Origin of the sequence: Nonomuraea sp. NPDC050786, assembly GCF_040654115.1 — a bacterium.
Lineage (GTDB): Bacteria > Actinomycetota > Actinomycetes > Streptosporangiales > Streptosporangiaceae > Nonomuraea.
Window position 1 is genome coordinate 24,241 of record NZ_JBFAHJ010000004.1, and the last position, 25,560, is coordinate 49,800.

19 protein-coding genes are annotated in these 25,560 nt (G+C 71.4%); 8 read left to right on the forward strand and 11 right to left on the reverse strand.

Features of this window, described 5'->3' with window-relative positions:
- The first annotated feature begins 11 nt into the window (after window positions 1-11).
- Genes AB0H84_RS10080 through AB0H84_RS10095 form a run of 4 tightly spaced genes read left to right on the forward strand, consistent with a single transcriptional unit; the run spans window position 12 to window position 5,168 of the window.
- Window positions 12-1,112: a siderophore biosynthesis protein gene (locus tag AB0H84_RS10080; RefSeq protein ID WP_357601048.1), complete on the forward strand. Its 1,101-nt coding sequence runs from the start codon at window positions 12-14 to the stop codon at window positions 1,110-1,112.
- Complete coding sequence (locus AB0H84_RS10085) at window positions 1,109-2,569, forward strand: IucA/IucC family protein (RefSeq protein ID WP_357601051.1); 1,461 nt, start codon at window positions 1,109-1,111, stop codon at window positions 2,567-2,569. The genes AB0H84_RS10080 and AB0H84_RS10085 overlap by 4 nt, the downstream gene beginning before the upstream one ends.
- Window positions 2,569-4,101 carry an IucA/IucC family protein gene (locus AB0H84_RS10090; RefSeq protein WP_357601054.1) on the forward strand — a complete coding sequence of 511 codons (1,533 nt, stop codon included), beginning with the start codon at window positions 2,569-2,571 and terminating at the stop codon, window positions 4,099-4,101. Before AB0H84_RS10085 ends, AB0H84_RS10090 begins: the two co-directional genes overlap by 1 nt.
- On the forward strand, window positions 4,098-5,168 hold the full coding sequence (locus AB0H84_RS10095; RefSeq protein WP_357601057.1) for a type III PLP-dependent enzyme: 1,071 nt from the start codon (window positions 4,098-4,100) through the stop codon (window positions 5,166-5,168). Before AB0H84_RS10090 ends, AB0H84_RS10095 begins: the two co-directional genes overlap by 4 nt.
- On the opposite strand, the gene AB0H84_RS10100 is transcribed toward AB0H84_RS10095, so the two are convergent.
- Together AB0H84_RS10100 and AB0H84_RS10105 are read right to left on the reverse strand one after the other, a co-directional pair.
- Window positions 5,128-8,406 carry an ATP-dependent DNA helicase gene (locus AB0H84_RS10100; RefSeq protein WP_357601060.1) on the reverse strand — a complete coding sequence of 1,093 codons (3,279 nt, stop codon included), beginning with the start codon at window positions 8,404-8,406 and terminating at the stop codon, window positions 5,128-5,130. The genes AB0H84_RS10095 and AB0H84_RS10100 overlap by 41 nt on opposite strands.
- Window positions 8,400-11,507, reverse strand: coding sequence for an ATP-dependent DNA helicase (locus AB0H84_RS10105; RefSeq protein WP_357601063.1), 3,108 nt, complete (start codon window positions 11,505-11,507; stop codon window positions 8,400-8,402). The genes AB0H84_RS10100 and AB0H84_RS10105 overlap by 7 nt, the downstream gene beginning before the upstream one ends.
- A gap of 241 nt (window positions 11,508-11,748) precedes the next feature.
- Between AB0H84_RS10105 and AB0H84_RS10110 the strand changes: the two genes are divergently transcribed.
- The gene (locus tag AB0H84_RS10110) at window positions 11,749-12,411 is read left to right on the forward strand and encodes a class I SAM-dependent methyltransferase (protein ID WP_357601066.1); all 663 of its coding nucleotides are present in this window, start codon (window positions 11,749-11,751) and stop codon (window positions 12,409-12,411) included.
- 81 nt (window positions 12,412-12,492) lie between these two features.
- Window positions 12,493-13,116, forward strand: coding sequence for an NUDIX hydrolase (locus AB0H84_RS10115; protein WP_357601069.1), 624 nt, complete (start codon window positions 12,493-12,495; stop codon window positions 13,114-13,116).
- A 140-nt stretch (window positions 13,117-13,256) separates the two neighbouring features.
- On the opposite strand, the gene AB0H84_RS10120 is transcribed toward AB0H84_RS10115, so the two are convergent.
- The 9 genes from AB0H84_RS10120 to AB0H84_RS10160 form a co-directional block, all read right to left on the reverse strand.
- Window positions 13,257-16,109, reverse strand: a complete 2,853-nt coding sequence (locus AB0H84_RS10120; RefSeq protein ID WP_357601072.1) for a CDP-glycerol glycerophosphotransferase family protein — start codon at window positions 16,107-16,109, stop codon at window positions 13,257-13,259.
- A gap of 102 nt (window positions 16,110-16,211) precedes the next feature.
- On the reverse strand, window positions 16,212-16,526 hold the full coding sequence (locus AB0H84_RS10125; RefSeq protein ID WP_357601075.1) for an MGMT family protein: 315 nt from the start codon (window positions 16,524-16,526) through the stop codon (window positions 16,212-16,214).
- Window positions 16,514-16,873, reverse strand: coding sequence for a hypothetical protein (locus AB0H84_RS10130; protein WP_357601078.1), 360 nt, complete (start codon window positions 16,871-16,873; stop codon window positions 16,514-16,516). The genes AB0H84_RS10125 and AB0H84_RS10130 overlap by 13 nt, the downstream gene beginning before the upstream one ends.
- A gap of 48 nt (window positions 16,874-16,921) precedes the next feature.
- Entirely contained in the window at window positions 16,922-18,061 is a 1,140-nt protein-coding gene (locus tag AB0H84_RS10135; protein ID WP_357601081.1) for a S8 family serine peptidase, read from the reverse strand.
- Window positions 18,062-18,066: 5 nt separating this feature from the next.
- The gene (locus AB0H84_RS10140) at window positions 18,067-18,969 is read right to left on the reverse strand and encodes a hypothetical protein (RefSeq protein ID WP_357601084.1); all 903 of its coding nucleotides are present in this window, start codon (window positions 18,967-18,969) and stop codon (window positions 18,067-18,069) included.
- A 50-nt stretch (window positions 18,970-19,019) separates the two neighbouring features.
- Window positions 19,020-20,255 (reverse strand): S8 family serine peptidase, encoded by a 1,236-nt coding sequence (locus AB0H84_RS10145; protein ID WP_357601087.1) that lies wholly within the window; start codon window positions 20,253-20,255, stop codon window positions 19,020-19,022.
- On the reverse strand, window positions 20,249-20,965 hold the full coding sequence (locus AB0H84_RS10150; RefSeq protein ID WP_357601090.1) for a hypothetical protein: 717 nt from the start codon (window positions 20,963-20,965) through the stop codon (window positions 20,249-20,251). The genes AB0H84_RS10145 and AB0H84_RS10150 overlap by 7 nt, the downstream gene beginning before the upstream one ends.
- Window positions 20,966-21,024: 59 nt before the next feature.
- Window positions 21,025-22,206 (reverse strand): adenylyltransferase/sulfurtransferase MoeZ, encoded by a 1,182-nt coding sequence (gene moeZ, locus AB0H84_RS10155; protein ID WP_357601093.1) that lies wholly within the window; start codon window positions 22,204-22,206, stop codon window positions 21,025-21,027.
- Between the two features lie 43 nt (window positions 22,207-22,249).
- Window positions 22,250-23,149 carry an alpha/beta hydrolase gene (locus AB0H84_RS10160; RefSeq protein ID WP_357601096.1) on the reverse strand — a complete coding sequence of 300 codons (900 nt, stop codon included), beginning with the start codon at window positions 23,147-23,149 and terminating at the stop codon, window positions 22,250-22,252.
- A gap of 903 nt (window positions 23,150-24,052) precedes the next feature.
- Here AB0H84_RS10160 and AB0H84_RS10165 point away from each other — a divergent pair.
- Both AB0H84_RS10165 and AB0H84_RS10170 read left to right on the forward strand, forming a co-directional pair.
- Window positions 24,053-24,484 carry a hypothetical protein gene (locus AB0H84_RS10165; protein ID WP_357601099.1) on the forward strand — a complete coding sequence of 144 codons (432 nt, stop codon included), beginning with the start codon at window positions 24,053-24,055 and terminating at the stop codon, window positions 24,482-24,484.
- Between the two features lie 466 nt (window positions 24,485-24,950).
- Window positions 24,951-25,481, forward strand: a complete 531-nt coding sequence (locus tag AB0H84_RS10170; protein ID WP_357601102.1) for a hypothetical protein — start codon at window positions 24,951-24,953, stop codon at window positions 25,479-25,481.
- Window positions 25,482-25,560 lie beyond the last annotated feature (79 nt).

The following is a 25,560-nucleotide window of genomic DNA, read 5'->3' on the forward strand; positions in this document are numbered from 1 at the left end:
GAACTGATTCCGTGACGGATGGCTTCCTGCCCGCGGCTCAGGCGCTGGGCTGTGAGGTGACGATCCTGACGGATCGGCCGGAGCAGCATCCGCACGCGGTGGCGTGCGACGTACGCGATCCGCGGGCCGTGATCGACGCCGTCGAGCACCTCGGCAGGCCGGACGCGATCTTCACCAACTCCGACCACCTGCAGGCGGAGACCGCGCTGGCGGCCGCCTATTTCGGGCTGCCCGGCAAGGACTGGCGGGCGTGCCTGGCCGTCAAGAACAAGTTCCTGATGCGTCGCAGGCTCCTCGAGGCCGGGATCGAGCACGTGTGGTCGACGCGGCTCGCCCCCGGCGACCCGGTGCCCGCGGACGTGCCGTACCCGGTCGTGCTGAAGCCGCGCGAGGGCGTGGCCAGCGAGGACGTCATGCTCGTCGAACGCGATCTGGCCGGGGCGGTCGCCGAGGTCAAGAAGCGGCGGCCCGGGGAGGCGCTGGTCGTCGAGGAGTACCTCGAAGGGCCGCTGCGGACGCTGGAGACGCTGGGCGACTCCTCCGGCCCGCGGGTGCTCGGCGGGTTCGGGACGACGTTGGGGGCGCTGCCGTACTTCGTCGAGGAGCGGCTCGACTGGGCGCCGCCGGACGGGTCGCAGGAGCACGTGCTCGGGGCGCTGCGGGCGCTCGGGGTCGGGTTCGGGGCCTGTCACACCGAGTACGTGGTCACGTCGCGCGGCCCTCGGATCGTCGAGGTGAACTACCGGGTGATCGGGGACCACTGCGACTTCCTGCTCGGCGACGTGCTCGGCGTGCCGCTGTTCGAGTGGATCCTGCGGGTGCATCTCGGCGAGCCCGTGCCCGACGTCCCGGGGACCTCCGCGTACGGGAGCGCGGTCAGCCTGGTCGCGGAGCGGCCGGGGACCGTCAAGGATGCCCCCGGCACCGAGGCCCTGGACGAGGGCGACGTGCGGCTGTGGCACCGGCCCCTGCGGCGCGTCGGGGACGTCGTCTCCCTCACGCACACCAACCGGGACTATCTCGGCGTGGTACGGGCCGTCGGCTCCAGCCGGGAGGCCGTGGACTCGGCGATCGAGGCCTACCGGGTCTCGCGGCCGTGGGTGATCGAATGAGCGGTCGGGAGGCCTATCTGGCCGCCCGGGTGCTGAACGCGCTGCTGCGCGAGGACTACGGCGGGCTGTCGTCCCGGGTCAGCCGGACCAAGGACGGCACGGGGCTGCTGCTGGCGGACGGGCGATGGGTGCGGCTGGTCCCCGGGGCTCTGTTCCAGGACTTCGTGGTCGCTGAGGACGAGCGGCTGGGGCTGGAGCAGGTGCTGGAGACGCTGGCGGAGGTCGCGGACCCGGCGGACGCGGAGGGGGTGTCGGCCTTCTTCGAGGAGTGCCTGGCCGCGCTGGGGGCCCTGGAGCTGCATGATGCGCACGCCGCCGAGGTGCTCGCGCGGAAGCCCTCCTATGAGGCGCTCGCCGCCTTCGTGGATCACCCCGTCTATCCGACCTCCCGGGCCCGTGTGGGGCTGTCCGAGGCCGAGCTGCCGGCCTACGCGCCGGAGTTCGCGCCCTCCTTCGAATTGCGCTGGGCCGTGGTGCCCGGCGCGGCCGCCCGTCTTCCCGCCGACGTGGCGCCCTGGGAGAGCGACGAGGTGCTGTTCCCGGTGCATCCGCTGACCGTCGGCGAGGTGCGGAAGATCGACGGGGTACGGGTCCTCGACGAGGCCCGGGTGACGGTGCGACCCACCTTGTCGATGCGGACGGTCGAGCTCGATCCCCGTACCCATCTCAAGCTCCCGCTGCCGATCAGCACCCTGGGCCTGCGGAACCGGCGCTCGATCAAGCCCGGCACGCTCGCCGACGGCGCGAAGGCCGAGCTGCTGCTGCGCGAGCTCGCCGATCCGGACGTCCTGCTGGCCGACGAGCAGACCTACGCGCACGCCGGGCACGAGTACCTCGCCTGGATGGTCCGGCGGCTGCCCGAGGGCGAGATCGTGCCGGTGGCCGCGCTGGCCGCGCCCGGCGTGCTCGCCGACCTCGGCGACGTCGTCCCCGCCTATCTCCGGCTGCTGCTGCGGTGGAACGTGCGGCTCTTCGTGCGGTACGGCGTCGCGCTGGAGGCCCATCAGCAGAATCTCGCCCTGGTCTTCCAGGGCGACCGGATGCGGCTGCTGGTCAAGGACAACGACGGGCTGCTGGCCTCGCCCGCGAGGCTGCGCGCCGCCGGGGTCGCGGTGCCGGACTTCGCCGACGGGCGGATGCTCGACGACGACCCGCACGCGCTGGCCGACGTGTTCGTGACCATCACGCTCCACCTCGCCGCCGCCGCCGTGGCGTTCGCGGCGATGCCGCACGACCGGGCGGCCGCGCTGCTGCGCGCCACGCTGGCCGAGGCGCTCGACGAGTACGGCGACGACCCCATGGCGAGGATCCTGCGCGCCAGGACCCTGGACGCCGCCAGGCTCACCGGCAAATCCATGATCACCGCTGGGACGCTCGTGGCGAAGGAACGTTCCGGTGCCCGCGACGTCAACAAGTTCTACGGCACCAGCGGGCCCAACTACCTGAGGAGAGCTTGATGCACGGTCTGGCCATCGACGCGGCCCCCGCGCTGGCCGAGGAGGCGACGCTGGCTGCGCTGCTGCGCTGCTGCGTGCGGGAGGTGGCCGGGCCGCGCGGGCTGGTGTGGCCGGCTCCGCCGTACCTGCTGCTGCGGGTGGCCGGCACGCTGCTGCGGGCCCGCACGTACGGAGGTGCGGCGCTGCGCTTCGACGGCCCGCCTGAGCGCCTGGAAGGCGGCGCCTGGCAGCGGTTGACGACCGACGAGCTGGTCCGGCTGGCCGAGGCGGACCTCCACGGGGAGAACGGCGAGTTCGGCGGGCAGGTGGCGGCCAGCCGGGAGGCCGTGGCGGCGATCCTGCGGGCCAGGGAGGAGGCCGTGCCGCCCGCCGATCCGTGGCTGGCCTCGGAGCAGGCGCTGGTGTACGGGCATCCGTTCCATCCCAGCCCCAAGGCGCGCGGTGGGGACGGCTGGCTGCGGTACGCGCCCGAGGCGCACGCCCGGTTCCCTGTCAGGCTGCTCGGCGTGCGCGAGGACGTGCTCGCGGAGGACGGCGACGTGTCGGTGCTGGATGCGATGGGCGCGGCGCCCGCCGGGTACCGGCTGCTCCCGGCGCATCCGTGGCAGCTCGAGCTGCTGCGGCCGGCGTTCGGGTCCGAGCTGGTCGACCTGGGGCCGGGACCGGCGGTCATGCCGACCTCGTCCGTGCGGACCGTCTACGCCCCCGAGGCGGAGGTCTGTCTGAAGTTCTCCCTGGACGTGCGGATCACCAACTGCGTGCGCAAGAACGCCTGGTACGAGCTGGCCGGGGCCGTCGAGCTCACCTCCCGGCTGACGCCGATTTTTGAGGAAATATCCGTCAAGCACCCCGCCACCCGCTGGCTCCCCGAGCCCGGCTACCGCTCGGCCGCCCTCGGCCCCCGGCTCCACGAGGGCCTGGGAGTGATCGTCAGGCAGAGCCCCTGGGCTGTCTGCGACCCCGGCGTGACCCCCGTGCTGGCCGCCGCGCTCGCCCTGGACGTGTCGGCGAAGGAGCCGCTCGCCTGGTGGCACGCGTACGTGACGGCGGTCGCGCTGCCCGTGCTGGAGCTGTACTTCAGGCACGGCGTGGTGCTCGAACCCCATCTCCAGAACGTCCTGGTCGGCCTGGACGCCGACGGCCTGCCCGCGCAGGCCGTCTTCCGCGACCTGGAGGGCACCAAGCTGGTCGCGGGCCGCCACGACCTCACCGGCCTGCACCCCGAGGTGGCCGGGGCGCTCACCTACGACGCGGAGCGCGGCTGGGGGCGGGTGGTCTACTGCCTGCTCGTCAACCACCTCACCGAGATCGCCGCCACGCTGGCGGGGCCGGACGACGGGCTGCTGCGCGAGCTGTGGGGGACCGCCCGCGACCTGCTCGCCCGCCAGGCCGAGGAGCTCGGCCGGCCGCTGCCCCTGTCGGACCTGCTGGCCGGGGCGCCGCTGCCCGCCAAGGCGAACCTGGGCGTCCGCTGGGCCAGGGCCGCCGACCGCGCCGCCGGTTACGTCCCGATCGCGAACCCGCTCGCATGATCGCCGACCGCGTCCGGGACGCCGCCCTGCGCCTGCCCGAGGCCCCCGCCTACCTTTACGACCTGTTCGCGCTGGACGAGCACGCCGCGTCCGTACGGCGGGCGCTCCCAGGCATCGAGCTGTACTACGCCGTCAAGGCCAATCCGGACGCCGAGCTGCTGCGCGTGCTGGCGGGCCACGTGGACGGGTTCGAGGTGTCGTCGGGCGGCGAGCACGCGCATGTCACCGCCCTGTTCCCGGGCAAGCCGCTGGCGCTCGGCGGCCCCGGCAAGACCGACGCCGAACTGCGCCTGCCCCACCACCGCGTCCACGTCGAGTCCCCGAACGAGCTGCGCCGCCTCCTCGACACCGGTCTGGAGGCCGACGTGCTGCTCAGGCTCAACCCGGACCTCCCCGTCGAGGGCGCCGCGCTCACGATGAGCGGGCCGTTCGGCATGGACGAGCAGGGCGTGGCCGAGTGCCTGCCGCTGTTCACCGATCGGGTACGGCTGCGCGGCCTGCACACCCACCTGGCCAGCGGCCTGGCCGCGGCCCAGCTCCTCTGCCTGGCCGAAACCCTGCTGGACAACGGGTACGACGAGGTCAACCTGGGCGGCGGCATGGCGGTCTCGTACGCCTCGCCCGGGTCGCGCTTCGACTGGGCGGGCTACGGGCGCGGGCTGGCGGCGCTCGGCCGGGGGCGGACGCTGCGGATCGAGCCCGGCAGGGCGCTGACCGCGTACTGCGGCTACTACGTGACCAGAGTCGTGGACGTCAAGCGGGTGCGCGGCGAGGCGTACGCGGTCCTGCTGGGCGGCACCCACCACCTGCGCACGCCGGTGACCAAGGGCCACGACCAGCCGTTCACGATCCTGCCGACGGGCAAGGGGCAGGGCGTGGCCGACGAGCCGATCACTTTCGTCGGCCAGCTATGCACCCCAAAAGACGTTTTCTCCCGAAAAATCGTGAGCTCGGCGTACATCGGGGACACGGTGGTGTTCGAGATGGCTGGCGCCTACGCCTGGAACATCTCGCACCACGACTTCCTCATGCATCCGAAGCCGGCGTTCCACTATCTAGGAGCCTGACGCCCTCGATGAGCGCGACCAGGCCGTCGGCGTCGAGCAGGTTGACGGGCCGCACGGTGCGGTTGGCGCGTACGTAGTGGAAGGCCGCCCGCACCTTCTCCAGCGGCACGCCCGCCAGGTGCGACCAGGCCAGCCGGTACGCGGCCAGCTGCACCGACGCCACCCTGGCGGCCTTGCCCTTGGGCGGCTGGCCGGTCTTCCAGTCGACCACCTCGTAGCCGCCGTCGGGCAGCTCGAAGACCGCGTCCATCCGCCCGCGCACCAGCCGGTCAGCGATCATCGTCTCGAACGGCACCTCCAGGTCGAGCGGCCGCCGATCGGCCCACTCGCTCGCCTCGAACCGCTCTTGCAGCTCCGCCAGGCGCACATCGGCCTCTTCGAGCTCCTCGTCGTACAGCTCCAGGTCGTCGATCAGCCGCTGCTGGTCCCAGCGCGTCTCCAGCCACTTGTGGAACGACGTGCCCCGGCGCGCCAGCGGCGCGGGCTTGACCGGCACGGGACGGCGGATCCTGCGGGCCAGCTCGCGCGGGTCGCCGGCCAGCGTGACCAGCGACGACACGGTCAGCTTCGTCGGCAGCTCGACGACCGTGGCGGGCCGGCGGCGGTTCAGCTCGCGCTCGCGCAGCAGCAGGTCGGTGTCGCGCTCCCAGGCCCGCAGGCGCTCCTCCTCGAACGCCCGCAGCGGCTCGTCCTCCTCCTCCGGGAGCGTGCCCGCCAGCGCGTCCTCGACGAGCCTGGCGCCGTCCAGCACGGACTCGTAGCGCAGGCCCTCGGGCGTGACCGGCCAGACGGCCTCGGCGGGCTCGGCGAGCAGCGGGTTGGTGGCGCCCTCCGCCTGCTGGTCGGCCCAGAAGGAGACGCGGTCGGCGGTGTCGCGGATCTCCAGCAGGAAGTCGGACGGCTCCAGGGGCTTGGTGGCGCTGCCCCAGCGGTAGCCGGAGGCGATGAGGTGGTAGTGGGCGCGGGTGACGGCCACGTACGCCAGCCTGCGCTCCTCCATCAGGTCGCGCTCGCGGCAGAGCTCGTCGAACGCGGCCAGCTCCTCCTTGCTCAGCCCGCTCAGCCGGGGCAGGTCGGCGGCGTCGCCGCGCAGGGCATAGGGGAGCTTGCGCGGGTTTTCGGTCCAGCGGCTGTTCATGACCGGTGTGGCGGGGAAGATGCTGCCGGTCGCGATCGTCCCCTTGGAGCTGACGAGCTGCGACAGGCCCGGCACGACCACGACCGGCCACTCCAGGCCCTTGGAGGCGTGCACGGTCATGAGCTTGACGCTGTTGCTCTCGCCGACCCGGCCCGCCTCCAGCCCGAACTCCTCGCTCTCCGCCGCCTGCAGGTAGGCCAGGAACGCCCCGAGCGTCGGGTCCTCGGCGTCGCCCGCGAACCTGGACGCCGCGTCGATGAACGCGTCCAGGTCGGCCCGCGCCGCGAACGCGCTCGCCGTCCCGCTGCGCGCGGCCACCTCGACGTCGAGCCCAAGCGTCCGCTCGACCTCGGTGATCAGGTCGGGGAGCGGCTGCGCGGTGTGCGCCCGCAGCCGGCGCAGCTCCTGGGCGAGCGCGACGAGCCTGGTGCGGGCCAGCGGCGAGAACGGCTCCAGCCACTCCTCCCTGTCGGGCAGCTCGTCCAGCGCGTCGACCAGGCTGCCGCGCTCCTCGGCCAGGTCGGCCACCACCTGGTCGAGCGGGTCCTCCTCGCGCCCGCTCTCGCTCAGCTCGCGGGCCAGTTGCCTGGCCTGCTCCCCCAGCACCCGCAGGTCGGCCGGGCCGATCCGCCAGCGCGGCCCGGCCAGGAGCCTGGCCAGCGCGTCGCCCGCCGTCGGGTCGTACAGGACGCGGAGCGTGGCCACGATGTCGGTCACCTCGGGCACGGTCAGCAGGCCGCCGAGCCCGACCACCTCGACCGGGATGTCGCGCTCCTCGAGCGCCCTGCGCAGCGCGGGGAACTGCGATCGCTTGCGCGCGAGGATCGCCACGTCCTGGGGCTGGATGGCCAGCGTCTTCTTGCGCTCCTTCTCGCCCCAGGGCATGCCGTCGGGCGCCACCTCCTGGCCGAGGATCTTGGCGATGCCGTCGGCGATCCACTTGGCCTCGTCCTCGGCGGTCTCGTGGAAGGCGCACGTGACGCGGCCCCGGTCGACCCGGTTGGGGCCGGGGACCAGCACCGGCACCTCGCGGGCCTCCATGCGCAGCGGGAGCTGGACGCGGGCGGCGACGTCGAGGACGCGGTCGCCGTTGCGGAAGCTGACGCTGAGCTGGCGGACCTCGGCGGCGTCACCGGTGCTGGTGCGGAAGTCACGCGGGAAGCGGCGCAGGTTTCCCGCGGAGGCGCCGCGCCAGCCGTAGATCGACTGGCAGGGGTCGCCCACGGCGGTGACGGGGTGGCCGCCGCCGTACAGGGAGCGGAGCAGGACGAGCTGGGCATGGCTGGTGTCCTGGTATTCGTCGAGCAGGACCACGGAGTAGCGGGCGCGCTCGATCTCGCCGACCTCCTTGTGGTTGGCGGCGATCCGCGCGGCCAGCGACATCTGGTCGCCGTAGTCGATGACCTCCCGGGCACGCTTGAGCCGTTCGTACGCCTCCACCAGCGGCAGCAGCTGCTCCCTGGCGGCCTGCACGCCGAGCGGCTTGCGCTGGGCCACGGTCGTCCTGCCGGTCAGCGCGTCGTGCCGGTCCTGGAGCCACTCCCCCACCCGGCGCACGTCGCCGGACGTGCGCAGGTGCTCCGACAGCTCGCCGGCGAGCTCCAGCACCGCCGCGGTGACCGACGGCGGGCCCAGCTCGATGCGGTCCATCGGCCCGTCGTACATCGCCACCACCCGCGAGGCGAGCTGCCACGACACGGCCGGCGTGACCAGGCGCATGGTCGGCTCGAGGCCCTCGCGCAGGGCGTGGTCGGTGACCAGGCGGGCGGCGTAGGCGTGGTAGGTGGACACCGTCGGCTCGTTGTCGAGCGCGCCCGGCTCGACCAGGCCGGCCTCGGCCAGGCCGGTCAGCCGCTCCCTGACCCTGGTGGCCAGCTCGGCGGCGGCCTTGCGGGTGAAGGTCAGGCCCAGCACGTTCTCGGGTTTGACGAGGCCGTTGGCGACGAGCCAGACCACGCGCCCGGCCATGGTCTCGCTCTTGCCCGAGCCCGCGCCGGCCATGACGACCATCGGCTCCAGCGGGGACTCGATGACCGCGGCCTGCTCACGGGTGGGCGGCAGGATGCCGAGCTTGCCGGCGAGTTCGGCGGGGGTCAGCACACCTGGCCCCCGTTGTCGTTGACCGGGCAGCTCGCCCTGGCCGCGCACGTGCGGCAGCCGTCGTTGACCTTGGCCTGGAAGAACGGCCCCGACATGCCGGTCGCCACCGTGTCGACCAGGTCCTTGGCCCAGCCGGGATTCTTGTCCTCCGACAGCGGGGGCTGGCTCTGCTCCAGCGCCTCCTTCTTGCCCGCCGCCTTGCCGACCTGGACCAGCGCGGCGCCGCCCGGCTCGGTCATGCCGTGCCGCGCGAACGCGCCGAGCAGCGCGGCGAGCTGGTAGACGCCGAGCTGGGGATGGCGGTCGAGCTCGCCGGCCCTGGGCTTGGAGCCGCCGGTCTTGAGGTCGATGATCACGGCGCGGTTGTCGGAGTCGCGCTCGACCCGGTCGACGCGGCCCTTGATCTGGACGCCCTCCGACACCATCGCCGTGAACGCCTCCTCCATGGCCACCAGCTCGCGCGGATTTTCCTTGTGCCAGCGCAGGAACTTGCCGATCATCTGCTCGGCGACCTGGCGCTGCTTGCGGTTGTACCAGACGCCGCCGAAGTCGAGGTCGTTCCAGACCTGGTCGAGGCGGTCGCCCAGGAGGTCCTCGCTGGGCAGGTCGGTGGCGGCCAGGACGGCCAGGGCGTGGATGATGTTGCCGAGGCCCTGGGCGGTGCTGGTGCCCGCGGCGCCGACGGCCGTCTCGAGGAGCCAGCGCAGGCCGCACTTGGTGAAGCTCTCGACCGCCGAGGGCGAGATGTTCACGATGTCGTCGGGCCAGCTCAGGGGGCGGTCGTCGGAGATGGGCGTGAGGGCGTACCAGTCGTTGGGGTGGGCGCCCTGGACGCCGGCGGCGGCGAGCCGGGCGAGCTGCTTGGCGGCATTTTGGCGGATTTTTCGGGGCTTGGTGGGATCGGTCACCGCGCTGCGGAGGTCGGCCACCAGCGCGGACATGTTCAGCCACCGGGCGCGGTCGTCGACCGTGGCCGACTCCACCGCGCCCGGCATCAGCTCCGACAGGAACCTGGACGGCCGCTCGTCGGTGTCCTCGCCGCCCACCGCGGTCACCACGAGCCTGCGCCTGGCCCGGGTGACGGCCACGTAGAACAGCCTGCGCTCCTCGGCCAGCAGCTTGGAGACCAGGGAGGCGGCGTTGGGCTCGGTGCCCTCGACCACCTCGACGAGGTCCTCCACGCCGAGCAGGGAGCCGCGCAGGCGCAGGTCGGGCCAGACACCCTCCTGCACGCCCGCGACGACCACGACGTCCCATTCGAGGCCCTTGGAGCGGTGGGCGGTCAGCACGCGTACGGCGTCGCCGTCGGGGGCCCGGTCGGCCAGCGTGTCGCCGGGGATCTCCTGGGCGGCCAGGTCGTCGATGAACACCTCGGGCCCCGCCATGGGCATCCGGTCCACGAACCTGGCCGCGTGATCGAACAGCGCCACCACGGCGTCCAGGTCACGGTCGGCCTGCGCCCCCCTGGGGCCGCCGTGCATGCTCATCTCGGTCCAGCGCTCGGCCAGGCCGCTGGCGTGCCACACGGTCCACAGGAGGTCTTCGGCGGTGCCTTCCTGCGCCGCGGCCTCGCGGGCGGCGGCGAGCAGCCTGGCCACGCGTTCGGCAGGCAGGGCGATGTGGGGCTCCACCCGGGTCAGCTCGCGGACGTCCTGGAGGGCCGCGACCAGCAGCTCCCCTGACGACCGGGTGCCCTCCGCCTCGTTCTCAGCGATCTTGAGTGCGCGGCGGAGGCGCCGTACGCCGATCATGTCCGTGCCACCGAGCGGCCCCGTCAGCAGCTCCTCGGCGACGCCCTCGTCGAGCTGGGCCGGATCCAGGGCCACCCGGAGCATGGTGAGCAGCGGCCGCACGCCGGGCTCCTGCGCGATCGGCACCTCGTCGCCCGCGATCATCGTGGGCACGCCCGCGTTGAGCAGCGCCCGCCGCAGCAGCGGCACCTGGCGTTTGGCCGAGCGCACCAGCACGGCCATCCGGTGCCACGGCACCCCCTCGATCAGGTGGGCGCGGCGCAGCGTGTCGGCCACGATCGCCGCCTCCTGGCTGGTGCTGTCGGCCAGGAGGACCCGTGCGTCACCGGGGTCGGACTCGGGCAGCGGCACCAGGTCGCGGTGGTCGTGCTCGTGCCCGTACGCGTGGTCGGGCATGGGGGCGACGGGCAGGCGGGCCGCGACCCGGCGGGAGGCCTCGAGCAGGTCGGCCCCGCTCCTGCGGCACACCCGCAGCGCCAGCACCGGCGCGTCGCGGCCGTCACGGGTCTTGAAGCGCTCGGGGAACTTCATGATGCCCTGCACGTCGGCGCCCCTGAACCCGTAGATCGACTGGTCGGGGTCGCCCACCGCGACCAGGTCGCGGCCGTCTCCCGCCAGGTGGGCCAGCAGCAGCTCTTGGGCGGGGTCGGTGTCCTGGTATTCGTCCACGAACACCACGTCGTGCGCCGCCCGCTCCCGCTCCCGCACCTCCGGCCTGGCCAGGAGCGCGGAGGCGGCCCCGATCAGCTCGGCGTAGTCGTAGGTCTCCTCCGGGTCGAGGTCGAACCTGTCCTGGTAGCGCTCGGCGAACCGGCCGGCCGCCACCCAGTCGCTCCTGCCGTGCAGCCTGCCGAGCGCGACCAGCCGCTCGCCGTCGAGCCCGCGCTCGTTGGCCCTGGACAGGAAGTCGCGCAGCTCCTCGGCGAACCCCCGGGTCTTGAGCGGCTCGCGCAGCGACACCGGCCAGTCGAGCGCGCCGCTCTCCAGCTCGCCGTGGAGCAGCCGGCGGATCTCCAGCAGCTGCTCGGGGCCGGTCAGCAGGCGCGGCGGGGCCTTGCCCTCGAGCACGGACTCCCGGCGCAGCAGCGCGTACGCGTAGGAGTGGAAGGTGAGGGCCAGGGGCGTGCGGGTGGTGCGGCGCAGGCGGGCGGTGACGCGCTGCCGCAGCTCCTCGGCGGCCTTGCGACTGAAGGTGAGGATGAGCACGCGCTCGGGGTCGAGGCCGCGCCGCTCTATCCTGTCGACCACGCTCTCCACGATCGTGGTGGTCTTGCCGGTGCCGGGACCTGCGAGAACGAGCAGCGGGCCGCTCCCGTGGGCGACCACGGCACGCTGGTGCTCGTCGAGCACAGGGGGCACAACAGGGCCATCGCTGCCACGCCGCACCAAACGCCAGGTCTGACCACTCACAGCACTAGATTCCACCAGACCACAGGGACAGATCGTGCCGACTTGCCCGGTCTCCCCACGCGATCCGCCTACCGTACCGGGGCAAATCTCCACTTCCTCGCGCGACACGCCGCCCGATTTTCGCCATGGGCGTCTCGAGATATGTCTTGACAGCGCTCATACGCGATATATCGTGTTTGTCATGACGAAGAACGACAAGGGATACAAAGGCGTAGGCATGGAGGGCCCGATCGCCCGCTGGTACGCCACGAACACCGGCAGATCGCCCGACAGGTTCGCCGAGCAGGCCGTCCAAGTGCGGGAGCGCACCGCGCCTGGGAGCGAGATCCTGGAGGTGGCCCCCGGGCCCGGCTACCTGTCGATCGCCCTGGCCAGGACCGGCGACTACACGGTCACGGGGCTCGACATCAGCGAGACGTTCGTCGAGATCGCTCGCGAGAAGGCGGCCGAGGCCGGGGTCGAGGTCGACTTCCGGGTCGGGAACGCCTCCGCGATGCCGTTCGAGGACGAGAGCTTCGACTTCGTCGTCTGCTGCGCGGCGTTCAAGAACTTCTCCGATCCCGTCGGGGCTCTCCAGGAGATGCACCGGGTGCTGCGGCCCGGCGGCCGCGCCCTCATCAACGACCTGCGCCGCGACGTGTCGAAGGAGGCCGTGGACGAGGACGTGGACCGGATGGGGCTCGGCGGGCTCTCCAAGGCGTTCACGAAGTACGTGTTGCGGTCGTTCCTGCCGCGGCAGGCGTACACCAAGAGCGAGTTCGAGGGTCTCGTCGCGCAGACCCGTTTCCGCACCTGCGACGTCCGTCTCTCGCCGCTGTCGCTGGATGTCGACCTGCGGAAATGACCGCCGCGGACCTCTCGCGTACGGAGCGTCGACCCTTGTAACGTAAGGTCAACATCTCGCCTTGGCGCGGAGGTCGGTCGCATGCGGTGGGAGGTCCACTCCGAGAGGTCGCTCTATGCCGACCAGTGGCTGGACATCCGCGTCGCCGATGTGGAGCTGCCCGACGGGCGCCGCCTCGACCACCGGCTCGTCCGCACGGCACCCGGCGCGGGCGCGGTCGTCACCGACGGCCGGGAGCAGGTGCTGCTGATCTGGCGGCACCGCTTCATCACCGACAGCTGGGGGTGGGAGATCCCGTTCGGGCGGGTGGAAGAGGGCGAGATGCCTCGCGACGCGGCGGCGCGCGAGGTCGAGGAGGAGACCGGCTGGCGCCCCGGGCCGCTGCGCCCGCTCCTGTCGATCCAGCCGGCGAACGGCATCGCCGACAATCTCCACCACGTCTACCGCGCCGACTCGGCCACCCGCATGGGGCCGCCCACGGACCCGTGGGAGGCGGAGCGGGTCGAGTGGGTCCACGTCTCGGGGCTGCGCAAGCTCATCGAGAACGGCGAGATCGTCTGCGCCACCACCATGTCGTCGCTCCTCTACCTCATGGTGGAGAACGTCCCCGCCGTCGGCCTGCGCCGGACCGAGGACCTTCCCGGCGACCTGGACTACGACCCCGATCGCCGGTTCCTGCTACCGGACCTCCCGGACCTCTTCTGAGGCCGCGGGCTTTTCACCACCCAGCCGGTCGAGAAGACGCGTCGTCACGGCGGGCGACCCGTGAGCCTTCACGACCGGCCATGACGGACGGCCACTGGCGTCGGCGCGTGCGGCCCGCCGTGCGGAGCCGTACGGGATGGTCAGGAGAAGAGGTGGTCGACGACGCGTGCGGTGGCCTTGCCGTCGTCGCGGGGAGCGAACGTCGCCCGGAAGGACTCGTAGCGGTCCCGGTGAGCGGCGGCGACGGAGTCGATGGAGCGCAGCGCCTCGACCACCTCGGCCGACGTCGACAGCACCGGCCCCGGCGCCAGCTCCGCCAGATCCAGGTAGAGGCCCCGCTTGGAGGAGTATTTCGCCAGGTCGTAGCCGTAGAACACGATCGGCCGGCCCGTGCACACGAAGTCGAACATCACCGACGAGTAGTCCGTCACCAGCACGTCGGCCACCAGCAACAAGTCCGCGATGTCGGGATAAGTGGTGACGTCGTGGGCGATATCGGGGACGGCGGGCATCGCCTGCATCGGGTGCGCCCGCACCAGGATCTCGTGGTCGGCGCCCAGCGCCTCACGCGCCTTGGCCAGGTCGAGCTTGACCATGGCGTTCTTGCGGTCGTAATCCCGCCACGTGGGCGCGTACAGGACGACCCGCTTGCCCTCCACGAGCCCCAGCCGCCGCCGCACGGCGGCCGCCAGCTCCTCCCTGTCGGGAGAGTGGAGCACGTCGTTGCGCGGCAGCCCGCTCTCCAGGACCTCGCCCTTGTAGCCGAAGGCCTTGCGCAGGACCGGCGTCGCCCACGGCGACTGCGACAGCAGCAGGTCCCAGCCGCGCACCTCCGCCGCCTGCCGGTGCCAGATCGGCGGCCTGGGGTCGCGGGCCATGTGGGGCAGGTCGTTGCCGATGCGCTTGGCCGGGGTGCCGTGCCAGGTCTGCAGCACCACCTGGTCCTCCCGCGCCCGGAACCAGGCCGGCAGGAACGAGTTGGTCACGATGTGACGGGACCTGGCGAGCGCGGCGTGGTGCTCGCGGCTGCCCGCGCGGACGACGGTCGCGCCGCCGGGCGGCACGAAGGCGCCGTCCTTGACGATCCAGATGTGCTCGCGGTCGTCGCCCCGGCGCAGCCGCTCCTCGTAGATCGCGCGGACGCTGTCGGCGTAGAGCCGCCCGTCGTTGACGACGTAGACGGTCGCGTCCGTCAGCGGCTCGGTGCGCTGGGCCGGGTAGAAGACGCGGCGCAGCACGTGGGTGCCCGCCACGCCCCGCTCGTCGGCGGGCCGTGCCTCCTCGACCGTCACGACCGGCACGTCGAAGCGGGTGGAGATCATCCGGTAGGTGCGCCCGTCGAGCGTGCGCGGATCCTCGTCCAGCCCCGGCAGGGCCGCGTGGTCCATGCGCAACGGCACGATCTCACCCGACGGGTGGCGGATCGACATGTTCCAGGTGCCGGAGGCGAGCGGCACGGACTCGCCGAAGCGGTCCATGGCCGACGGCTCGACGCGTACGGAGAACTCCTCGCCGGAGCGCTCCATCGGCAGCCAGTAGCACAGCCCGGACCGGTGCCGCAGCGTCAGTGTGCGGGGGCCGGGAGCGTCGGGATAGCTGCCGCGCAGGACGAGCGCGGAGCCCTCCCAGACCGCGGAGGTGATCACCGGGCGGATGCGGTGCGCCGAGACGACCACGCGGTCACGGCGGTCGCCGAGCACGGTGATCTCGCGGTCGCCCACCGGCGTGCGGGTCTCCACCAGGTCGCCGAGCATGACGGACGCCGCGGGATCGCCCTTGGGCTCGACCCAGAGCCGCCGCCCGTCCTTCTCCTGCAGCAGCGCCGGCACGGCGAAGCCCACCACGACCTGCGTGCCGTCGCCCGCGGGCGTGAAGTCGGCGGCGATGCGGTGGCCGCCCAGCCGGGCGTGCCCCTTGGTCACCGTGCGCCCGGGCAGGAAGATCTTCAGCTCGAGGTGCTCGCCCTCGACGGACACGCCTGTCAGCTCGGCCCTGTTGGGCTGGAGCACGATCTGCAGCGCCCGGTCGGACGTCCACACCGGCCTGATCCACCAGCCCGGCTTGACCTTGAGCCCGGCCGGGCGCTCCGGCCGGCCGATGGAGGAGCCGCGCAGCAGGCCCGTGGCCCGCGCGCCCCGGCTCCAGAACACGATCTCGGCCCGCCACGTCGTGGCGTCGGGCACCGACGGCCGGTGGCGCATCCGCCGCCGCACGGCGGACACCACGCTGCGCACGGCGCCGCGCCAGCGCAGCGGCCACGGGCTCAGCTCGGCGCTGAACCCGGACCAGTCGTAGTTGCAGCCGGGCTCGCGCGCGCCGTGCGTGGCCTCGGGCGCGAGCACGCGGCGCGTGCGCATGCGAATGGGCGGCAGCCAGCGCGGCCCGCGCAGGACCACGCTCGCCCGGTTGAACCTGCGGCTGCGGACGGAGAGCCCCGCCAGATAGGCGAACCCGGTGACGCGCAGCCTGCCGTCGACCCAGACGATGTCGTCGATGTGGGTCACCGGCACGAGGTCGGCCCGCCGCAGACGGTAGAGGCCGGCCGGGAGCTCGTCGCGGAAGGGCAGGTCGGCGTACCAGCTCAGCCCCTTGCGGATGCGCTTGGACGGCTCGGCCGCCGCGGTCACGACCTTGACGAGCGTCTCACCCTCGACGAGCTCCTCGTCGGGCCGGTGCTCGATCAGGTGGACGATGACGCGCCGCGCGACCGGCAGGTCCCGCTTGACGCGCGCGTCGACGGCCGCCAGGTAGGGCCGGACGAGATCGAGCATCTCACGCCGCCGCGCGGCACCACGCTTGACCGCGAGGTCCATGCGCGCCCCGAGCGGGCCGCTCAGGACCTCGGTGTCGAACGCGGCGTCGCGACCGCCGGGGCCGACCGCTCGCATGACCGCTTCGAGAGGCTCTCCACGGTCGCAGAGATCCTGGACAGCCTTGAGGCGGTCGGCGAGGGAGTCGCCGCCCTGGCTCTGGGCTGTGACGCCGGTGGCCATAGGGAGGCACCGCCTTTCGGGCCGCCATCAGTGTTCTGCCCATGGTAATGGGAGTCACATGTCATGGATTCGCCGGTTCGGCAAAACAGCAGGTCAGACCCCTTACTGAAAATCCGCTGAACGCCCGTCCCAGCGTGCCCGGCGCATGTCCACCCGCTCGCCCCGCAACGGGGTGCCCTCCTCGCGCCAGTGCGTCAGGCAGCGTTGCACGTGGTCAGGGGCCGCGCCGGTGCCGTCGGCGTGCACGACGCGCCACCACGGCACGCCGCCGCCCCACGTGGACATCACCTTGCCGACCTGCCGGGGGCCACCCTCGCCGAGATATTCGGCGATGTCGCCGTACGCCATGACCTTGCCGGGCGGGATGCGCTCGACGAGCTCGAGCACCCGCTCGGCGAACGGGTTCAGGGGGTCCATGCCGCGGGACCCGCGTCGATGATCTCGTCGAACTTGCCGATCTCCATCGCGCTCCCGCCCGTCAGCACCTCGATGACGCCGTCGCGCAGCGCGTAGACCTCGCCGTCCTCGCCCACGAGCCGGGCGCCCAGCGCGGCCGACAGCCGGAGCAGCTGTGCGACGTGCCAGTCGGAGCCCGGCTCGCCGACCAGCTGGCCCCGCCAGCTCGCCACCGCCTGCGTGCCGCCCCGGTGTGCGGCCACGATCTCGTCAGATCCGCGCAGCTCGAAACCGGCCGGCGCGATGGCCTTCGCAAGCTCCGCGAAGGCGAGTGGCGACTCGCGCACCACCCGCAGCTCGTATCCCATGACGGGGGACCATAGCGGAACTTTACTGTTCGCGCGGATCGTAAAGGTTCACTCCCTGCGCTGATTGAGCACGATGATCGCGCCGCAGAACATGACCAGCGCGACCAGCACCCCTCCCCCGTACAGCCACAGCCGCAGCGGGTCGGGCCCCGGCCGCGTGGGCACGGGCGAGTCCTCGCCCTGCCCGAAGTGCTCCTTGCCCGCCACGACACTGCGCTGCTCGCCGGTGAGCCGCTCGGCGGCGTTGAGCGCGGCGGCCGCGTCCACGACCCCGTACCCGGTCTGGTCGTCGTACCCCGCGGCGGGCCTGCCCCGCGCGCTCGACGCCAGCGCCTGGGCGACCTGCTCGGGCGCCAGATCAGGATATTTCGCCTTGATGAGGGCGGCCACGCCCGCCACGAGCGCTGCGGCCGAGCTCGTGCCCTCCGACAGCTCGTAACCGCTCTTGCGCTTGACCACGGGCACGCCCACGCCGGGCGCGGCGACCAGCACGGAGAGGTTGTCGCTGCTGAACGCGGCCCGCTTGCCCTGTTTGTCGGTGGCCGCCACGCCGATGACCCCCGGGTAGCCGGCCGGGAAGCTCCAGTAGGAGGTGCTGTTCTGCCTGGCGTACTCGGTCAGGCCGTCGTTGCCCACGGCGGCGACCAGGACGACGCCCTTGCCGAGCGCGTACGAGACGGCCTCGCGCTCGGACCTGAGCGGGCCGTAGGAGCCGATGGACATGCTGACGACCTTGGCGCCGTGGTTGGCCGCGTAGCGCAGCGCGCGGGCGAGCGGGCTCTCCATGACCTGCTCCTCGTCCTGCACCGGTGGGACGCCCACTTGGGGGTCGTCGTCCGTGAGCATGGGGAGCGACAGGATGTGCGCCTTGGGCGCGACGCCGATCAGCCCGTCGTCCTCGCCCGAGGCCGCGATCAGGCCGGCCATGGCGGTGCCGTGCCTGCCCGGCGGCAGCTGGCGGCTCACGGCGCCCGAGGTCATGTCGGGGCCCGCGCTCACGCGGCCCTTCAACTCCTTGACCTGGGCGTCCACGCCGCTGTCCACGACGGCGACCGTGACGCCCTCGCCCTTGGTGACGGTCCACGCCTGCTCGACGTTGAGCGCGTCGAGCACCCACTGCTGCTGGTCCCGCACGGGCGCGGCGGACGGCCCGGCCAGCACGAGCAGCGCGGCGGTGAGCGCGCGCACGCCGGCTAGCACACGTTCCCCTGGGTGCAGGGCGGCACCTTGGGCGGGTCCGCGAGGAAGTAGGCGATCTGGTTCCCGACGGACTTGGCGGCCGGCCAGAGCTCGCTGTGCAGGATCTCCTCGGGCGGGATCGCGGCCCTGGTCCGCCCGTCGGCGTAACCCGCCGTCGAGAAGACGATGTACGGCCCCGCGCCCACCCAGCCGGTGCGTTGACGCTGGTCGGGGCCGAAGCGCTCGGTGATCGTGCCGGGGAAGGCGACGGGCAGCACGCCCACGCGGTCGTCCTGGGTGAGCTCCTCGGTGGCCGAGACCCTGGACTCCTCGTCCTTCAGCACGGCGACCCCGACGGTGATCACGAAAGAGGCCGTCTGGTCGATGTACGTCGCCCGCAGCATCGTGAGGCAGCCGTGGCTCTGCAGCACCCCGGCGACGGAGGCGTCCACACCCTTGCCGCACTCGGTCTCGGGGGCGATGCCGACGCGCCTGGCGTACTGCTGGGCGCGGTCGAGCCCCAGGTACTTCACCTCTTCGGGGAAGACCCCCGTCGCCGGCCACGCCTGCCAGCGCCTGGCGATCTCCTCCTGCTGGTACCGGCTCTGCTCCGTGGGGGTCAGCGGGCGCGAACGCGTCTCGGCGAACAGGCCGATCGTGCCGAGCAGCACGACCACGGACGACACGACCACGATGACGCTGAGCAGGGTCACGAACATCCGCCTGTACCGGACGCCCTGCTGGAGCGCGTCCAGGTCCGCGCGCTGCCTGACGGCCGCGCGCGTACGGGAGTTCGCCGCCGGCCAGGCACGGACGCGCGAGCGCCGGCCGGCGGGGGTGCCGAGCGGGTTCGCGTGTCCCTGCGTGGCCTCTCCCCCGGCGCGGGGAAGCCCTGACGTCGACCTACGAGCCTTCACCACCACCTCTTCCCAGCTGCATGTCTATTTCGTCCCCCTTGATGGGCGGATCATGCACCTTGCGAGCTGTGTGCCCTGCGGACGCGCCTGACCAGGATGAATATGACTGCCAGTGACGTCAGCGCGCCGACGGTGGCCGCGGCGGCGATGGCCGCGTGGATCGCGACGCGCCTCTCGTCCCTGGCGATGACCTTGATGGGGGCCGCCCGGCCACCGGCCGGCGGCTTGGCGGGGTCTTGTGCCTGGGGGCCCGCGGCGGTCTCGGTGTAGCCGGCCAGCTTGCCGGCCTCCGACAGGGCCCTGGCCGCGTTCACGACGCCGAAGCCGGTGGCGATGTCGTACCCTCCCGGCGGCCGGTCGTTGGCGCCGGCGGTGAGGGCGCGGGCGACCAGCGGCGGCGACATATCCGGATATTTCGCCTTAATGAGGGCGGCGACTCCGGAGACCAACGCGGTCGCCTGCGAGGTGCCCCGCCCGACCCAGTACTCGTCGTTGGGCCCGGCGCCCATGATGTCCACGCCCGGCGCGGCGACCAGCACGGAGGAGTTCCAGTTGGAGAACGTGGCCCGGCGCATTCGCCGGTCCGTCGCCCCCACCGAGACGACGCCGGGGAACGCGGCCGGATAGGAGTAGGGGGCGTAGTCCGTGTCGACCTTCCTGTCGCCGTCGTTGCCCGCGGCGGCCACGAGCACGACCCCCTTGGAGATGGCGTAGCGGATGGCCGCCCGCTCCTCCTCGGTCGCCAGCTCCTTGGAGATCGACATGTTGATCACGTCTGCCCCCTCGTCCACGGCGTAGCGAATGCCCCGGGCCACCACGTTCTCGAACCGCTCCGCGGTGTTGAACTCGCGGAAACCCGGCTCCTCGTCCTCGAGGATGACCCTTACTGACAGTACGTCCGCTTCGGGCGCGACGCCGATGATCCCCAGATTTCCCCCGGGACCGTGACCGTGCCCGGCGATCAGCGAGGCCATGTACGTGCCGTGCAGGCGGAGCGGGGCCACCCCCGGAGGGTTCGCGCCCGCGGTGAAGTCCTTGCCCACCCGCACCGAGCCGACCAGGTCGCGATGGCGCGGATCGACGCCGGAGTCGAGCACCGCCACCGTCACGCCGCGGCCCTTGCTGGTGCGCCACGCGTGGGTCAGCTCCAGCGTCCTGATGACCGGCCGCTGCCCGCCGCGCACGTCGTCCGCCTGCGCGGGCGCGGCCGTGCAGAGCAGCATCCCGGCCGCCGCGACCGCCGCGCCCCTCGTCAGCATGGTCCGCGTACTGCCCGGGCTCAGCACCGCCACTCCTCGGCCGCGCAGTCGGGCGTCTTGGGCGTGCTCAGGTCGGTCAGCACGTGCTCGGCGATCTCGGTGGCGAACGCGAAGATGGCGGGCCGCTGCTCGTCCGCCGCGTTCGCCGGCCGCCCGTCCACCTGGCCCGCCGTGGTCAGCACCAGGTACGGGCCGGCCTGCCGTACCGAACCGGCCTGCCGCACGCCGGGAGTGAACCGGTCGGCCACCGTGCCGCTGAAGGCCAGCGGATAGAGGCCCGGCACGGGTTTGCCGCTGTCGGAGAAGGCGGCCCTGGCGCGTACGGCGCCCGGCTCGTCACGCATGGCCACCACGCCGATCGTGACCAGCACACCGCGCAGCGCGTCGATGTAGGTGGCCCGGAGCAGGCCCCGGCAGCCTGCCCTGCGCAGCGCCTTGACCGCCTTGGCGTCGACGGGGTCACAGGAGGTCTGAGGCGAGATGCCGATCCTGCTCGCGCGTTCCTGCCCGCCCTGCTCGGCGGAGTACGGCAGTGTGGCCGGGAAGATACGTCCGCTGGGCCAGGTGCGCCAGCGCTCGGCGACCTCGTGCCTGGCCGCCGCCTGAAGCTCCGCCGGAGTGGGGCCGCGGGTGAGCTCCGTGACGGCCGCGCCGCCCGCCACCCCGGCGGCCACCGCGCAGACCAGGGTCAGCGCGGAGGCCACCACGAGAGTGGGCCAGGGCCGAGCGGAGTTCACCCCATCGACCTTAATAGGGGCGCCAATGGGAGCGCCCCGGGAACATCCCCAGAAACCCGTCAGTAGGTGGGCAGGCTCGGGTCTATCGTCTTGATCCAGCTCAGCACGCCGCCGCCGACGTGGACGGCGTCGGAGAACCCGGCGTTCTTGACCACGGCGAGCGCCTCGGCCGAGCGCGCCCCGGACTTGCAGTGGAGCACGATGCGCTTGTCCTGCGGCAGCTTCTCCAGGGCCGAGCCGTTGAGGAACTCACCCTTGGGGATCAGCGTGGCGCCGGGGATGGAGACGATCTCGTACTCGTTGGGCTCGCGGACGTCGACGAGGAAGATGTTGTCGCCGCGGTCCTGCATCTCCTTGAGCTCCAGTGCGGTGATCGTGGAGCCGGTGGCGGCCTCGGCGGCCTCGTCGGAGATCGCGCCGCAGAACGCCTCGTAGTCGTCAAGCAACTGGGTGACCGTGGGGTTCTTGCCGCACAGGACGCACTCGGGGTCCTTGCGGACCTTGACGTCGCGGTACTTCATCTCCAGGGCGTCGTAGATCATCAGCCGCCCCACCAGCGGGTCGCCGATGCCGGTGAGCAGCTTGATGGCCTCGTTGACCTGGATGGAGCCGATCGACGCGCACAGCACGCCGAGCACGCCGCCCTCGGCGCACGACGGCACCATGCCGGGAGGCGGGGGCTCCGGGTAGAGGCAGCGGTAGCAGGGCCCGTGCTCGGCCCAGAACACGCTGGCCTGCCCGTCGAAGCGGTAGATCGAGCCCCAGACGTACGGCTTGCCGAGCAGCACCGCGGCGTCGTTCACCATGTAGCGCGTGGCGAAGTTGTCGGTGCCGTCGACGATGAGGTCGTAGCCGGAGAAGATCTCCATGACGTTCTCTGTGCTCAGCGCCGTGTTGTGGATGACGACGTTGACCAGCGGGTTGATCTCGCGGACCGACGCCGCGGCGCTCTCGGCCTTCAGCCTGCCCACGTCGGACTGACCGTGGATGATCTGGCGCTGCAGGTTGGACTCATCGACCACGTCGAAGTCGATGATGCCGAGGGTGCCGACGCCCGCCGCCGCGAGGTACATCAGCGCGGGCGAGCCCAGGCCCCCGGCGCCCACACACAGCACCTTGGCGTTCTTCAGCCGCTTCTGCCCCGCCATGCCCACATCGGGGATGATCAGGTGGCGCGAATAGCGGCGCACTTCGTCGACGGTCAGCTCTGCGGCCGGCTCGACCAGCGGTGGCAACGACACGTTCTACGCTCCCGTTCCAGGGGGTCCTATCTCACCTTGAAACCTAGCTGGCGAGTGGGGCATTCCCCAATCGAGTCTCACCGATCAGACGGCGTGCTTCCGCCGCCACGACCTGCGGCATCTCCATCATCGCCACGTGACCCGCCGTCGGCAGCAGCACGAGCCGGACCTGCGGGAACGTACGGTACGCCTTCGCGGCCATCGCGGGCCGGACGAGGCGGTCGTGCCTGCCGTGCACGATCAGGGTCGGGGCCTTGACCTTGGCCGCCTGGCGCCACAGGTTCTCCTCGCCACGGCGGAAATACTCGGCCACGATGCCCCTGGCCGAGCCGATCATGGCCTCGCCGGCGTACGGGAGGTCGTCGCGCCGGCGGAGCTCGTCGATCGCGTCGCGCAGGCGTACGGGATGGACGCTGCCGGTGTTGGCCCAGACCATCGACATGGAGGCGTTGATGCGCTGCTCGGCGGGGACCAGGGAGAGCCTGCTCGCCACCCATTCGCCCAGCACGGGGATCGCGGCGGCGGCCACGCGGACGGGGCCGTACCTGGGGAGCAGGTCGGGCAGGGCCGGGGAGACCAGCGTGAGCGAGCGGACGAGGTCGGGGCGGGTGGCGGCGACCCTGACGGCGATCGCGCCGCCGAGCGAATTGCCGAACAGGTGGGCCGGGCCGGTCTGCTCCATCAGCCCGGCCACGGCTCTGGCGTGGCCTGCGACGGTGTAGTCGCCGTCGGAGGGGGCGGGCGAGAACCCCGCGCCCGGCAGGTCGATGGCGTGACCGGTGACGGTGTCCTTGAGCTCGTCCATGAGGTCGGTCCAGTTGGTGGCCGAACCGGCCAGACCGTGCACGAAGACGGCCTGCTCCCGGGGGCCCTCGCCCGTCGATCGGACGTAGACCGAGCCGATCATGCGTCCCGGCCAGTGCGGGACCGGTTCCGCCGTCATGTGTCCCCCTTGTCGTCGCGCGTACGTCTCTTCTCGTTCGTTCAACGATAACCATCGGGTCTTGGTGGGGTCTGGGTTCCGTACAGAGCTGCCCTCTCAGCCATCTTCCGGACATCCGGCGCAGACAGCCCGCTCGGGGACGTCACGCCACGAGACGCCGCCCCCCGCCAATGCGGACATATCGACCTATTTAGTTTCATAAATGTTTAATGGATCTCATGCCAGACCAAGAGTGAGGCAAAAGCTGCAGTCCGCCGTTTGTGGCAGTCAAGGCCGGAAAACATGACAACCAAGCGGTACTCAGCGTGACAGCACGGGCACTCACCGTTTACGGCGGGCGAGTCGAAGCAAGCGGCATCGCCGGGCATCGCGAAACGCGGAAGACATCCTCCGGGAAGGCGCAGCGCCTTCCCGGCCAATGATGGCCGCCGTGGCGCAATAACGCATCCAGCCGGTGACACCGGTGCGCGTCAGCATGCCTGCCCTCACAACCATGGCGAGATGCGAAACGCCACCACCACCGGCGCGAGCAAGGCGGACCCTGCGTCAAGGCAATGCATATGTTCGCGGTTTTCCGCGCCTGGGAGCGACAGCGCAAGCGAGGGACATCACGGGCGGCGACGCCGGAACGGCCTACCACAAAATGCCCGGTCGGCGCGACGGTCGTGTCATCTACGTTTCCATAGCGGAACAATCGGACATATCGAGCCATTTCATTGGATAGATGTCTAATGCGAGCAATAAGAGTGTTAATGCATAGCAAAATAGGGTGATTCCTGTTTGCCTGCCCACCGCCCAGGAAATGACTTTCGGCGGATGACTCTTCAGCAGCCGTCCAGGAACCTGTCTCAGGTATTCCGAAAACGTCGAGAACGGGGCAAGATCCTTTAGGGGGAAAAAGAAATGCCCAACCTCAAGAGTGTTATGGCGGGCCTCGCCTTCAGTACGCTGCTGACCGGCGGCGTTGTCGGCCTCGGCGCCACTTCCGCCGACGCGTTCACCGGCACCATCCTCAGCGGCGACGACGACGACGACCACATCTTCTTCGACAACGACGACGATGACGACGACGACGACAACAACTTCGCGGAGTTCCTGCCCTTCTTCGCCAACAACGGCTTCAACAACGGCAACAACGGCTTCTTCGGTGGCCGTCGTTGCGGCCGGGGCGGCGGCGGTGGCGGCTGGAAGTCCAACCGTCGGCACGTCTGCGTCACCGTCTTCAACGACAACCAGAACTTCAACTTCGACCACAAGAGGGACAAGCGGCGGGAGTTCGAGAACGACCACCGCGAAGTCAAGTTCAAGAAGCACAAGAACCACGACGAGGACTGACGCGCGGCAATTGTCCGTGCGCTGACAGTGCAGGGATGAGTGCCCGTCTTCACGGGTGGCCACGGTTCACGTGAAGTGGATTCGGCCGGTGAATGGCGGGCTCTCGGGAGCGGTCCGCGCTTCCTTCGCGGTTCGGCCTGAGATTCATTCTCCTCGTCTTCACGACAATCCTGGTGAGGGCTCCGTCGGTATCGGCCCGAAGGAGCCCTCACTTGGCCTCGTTCCGTTTCTCGCCCATCTGCGATTCGGGGGGATGGCGGCCATCCGATGGCATTTTCCTCCGAACCATGGAAACGCCTGTCGTCGGGCAGGACTGAATATTTCGTTTCCTGGCCATCCGACCGGAAACAAAAAGGATACGAATGGTTTACTCAGCGGCCATTCCGAGTTGCTTCCCGACATCCAGGCTCTGCCGTCTCGGGAAATGACGAGAACGGGGCAATCGATCCTTTAGGAGGAAAACGCAATGCCCAAGCTCAGAAGTGTTATGGCGAGCCTCGCCATCGGTACGGCCATGTCCGGCGGTCTGTTCGCCGCAAGCGCGACGCCCGCGGCCAACGCCGGCACCCAGGTCAGCGCCGGCGCCCCCGTCCTCATCGGGGGACACGGCTGCGGCTGGCGTTCGTGCTGGGGCTGGGGCGGCTGGTGGCGCAAGCACCACCGCAACGACCGCATCGACATCCAGATCTTCAACAGGAACCACAACTTCAACCTCAAGCACGACAACAAGAGGTTCCGTGAGTTCGAGAACGACCACGACGAGTGGGACTTCAAGGACGAGGAGCACGGCAAGAAGGGCAAGGACGGCGAGGACGGCGAGGACGGTGAGAACGTCATCGGCGGCAACGGCGGTGGCGGCGGTGGCGGCGGCAACGGCGGCAACGGCGGCAACGGCGGCGACAACTGCAACGGGAACGCCAACTGCTCCGGCGGCAACGGCGGCAACGGCGGTGGCGGCGGTGGCGGCGGCAACGGCGGCAACGCCGAGGACTTCTGAAAGCCGACGCCTCAGCCTGAGCCTGTGGCGCGCTTCCCTGCACCACTGAGGAGTCCACCGACGCGATGGACTCCGCTCG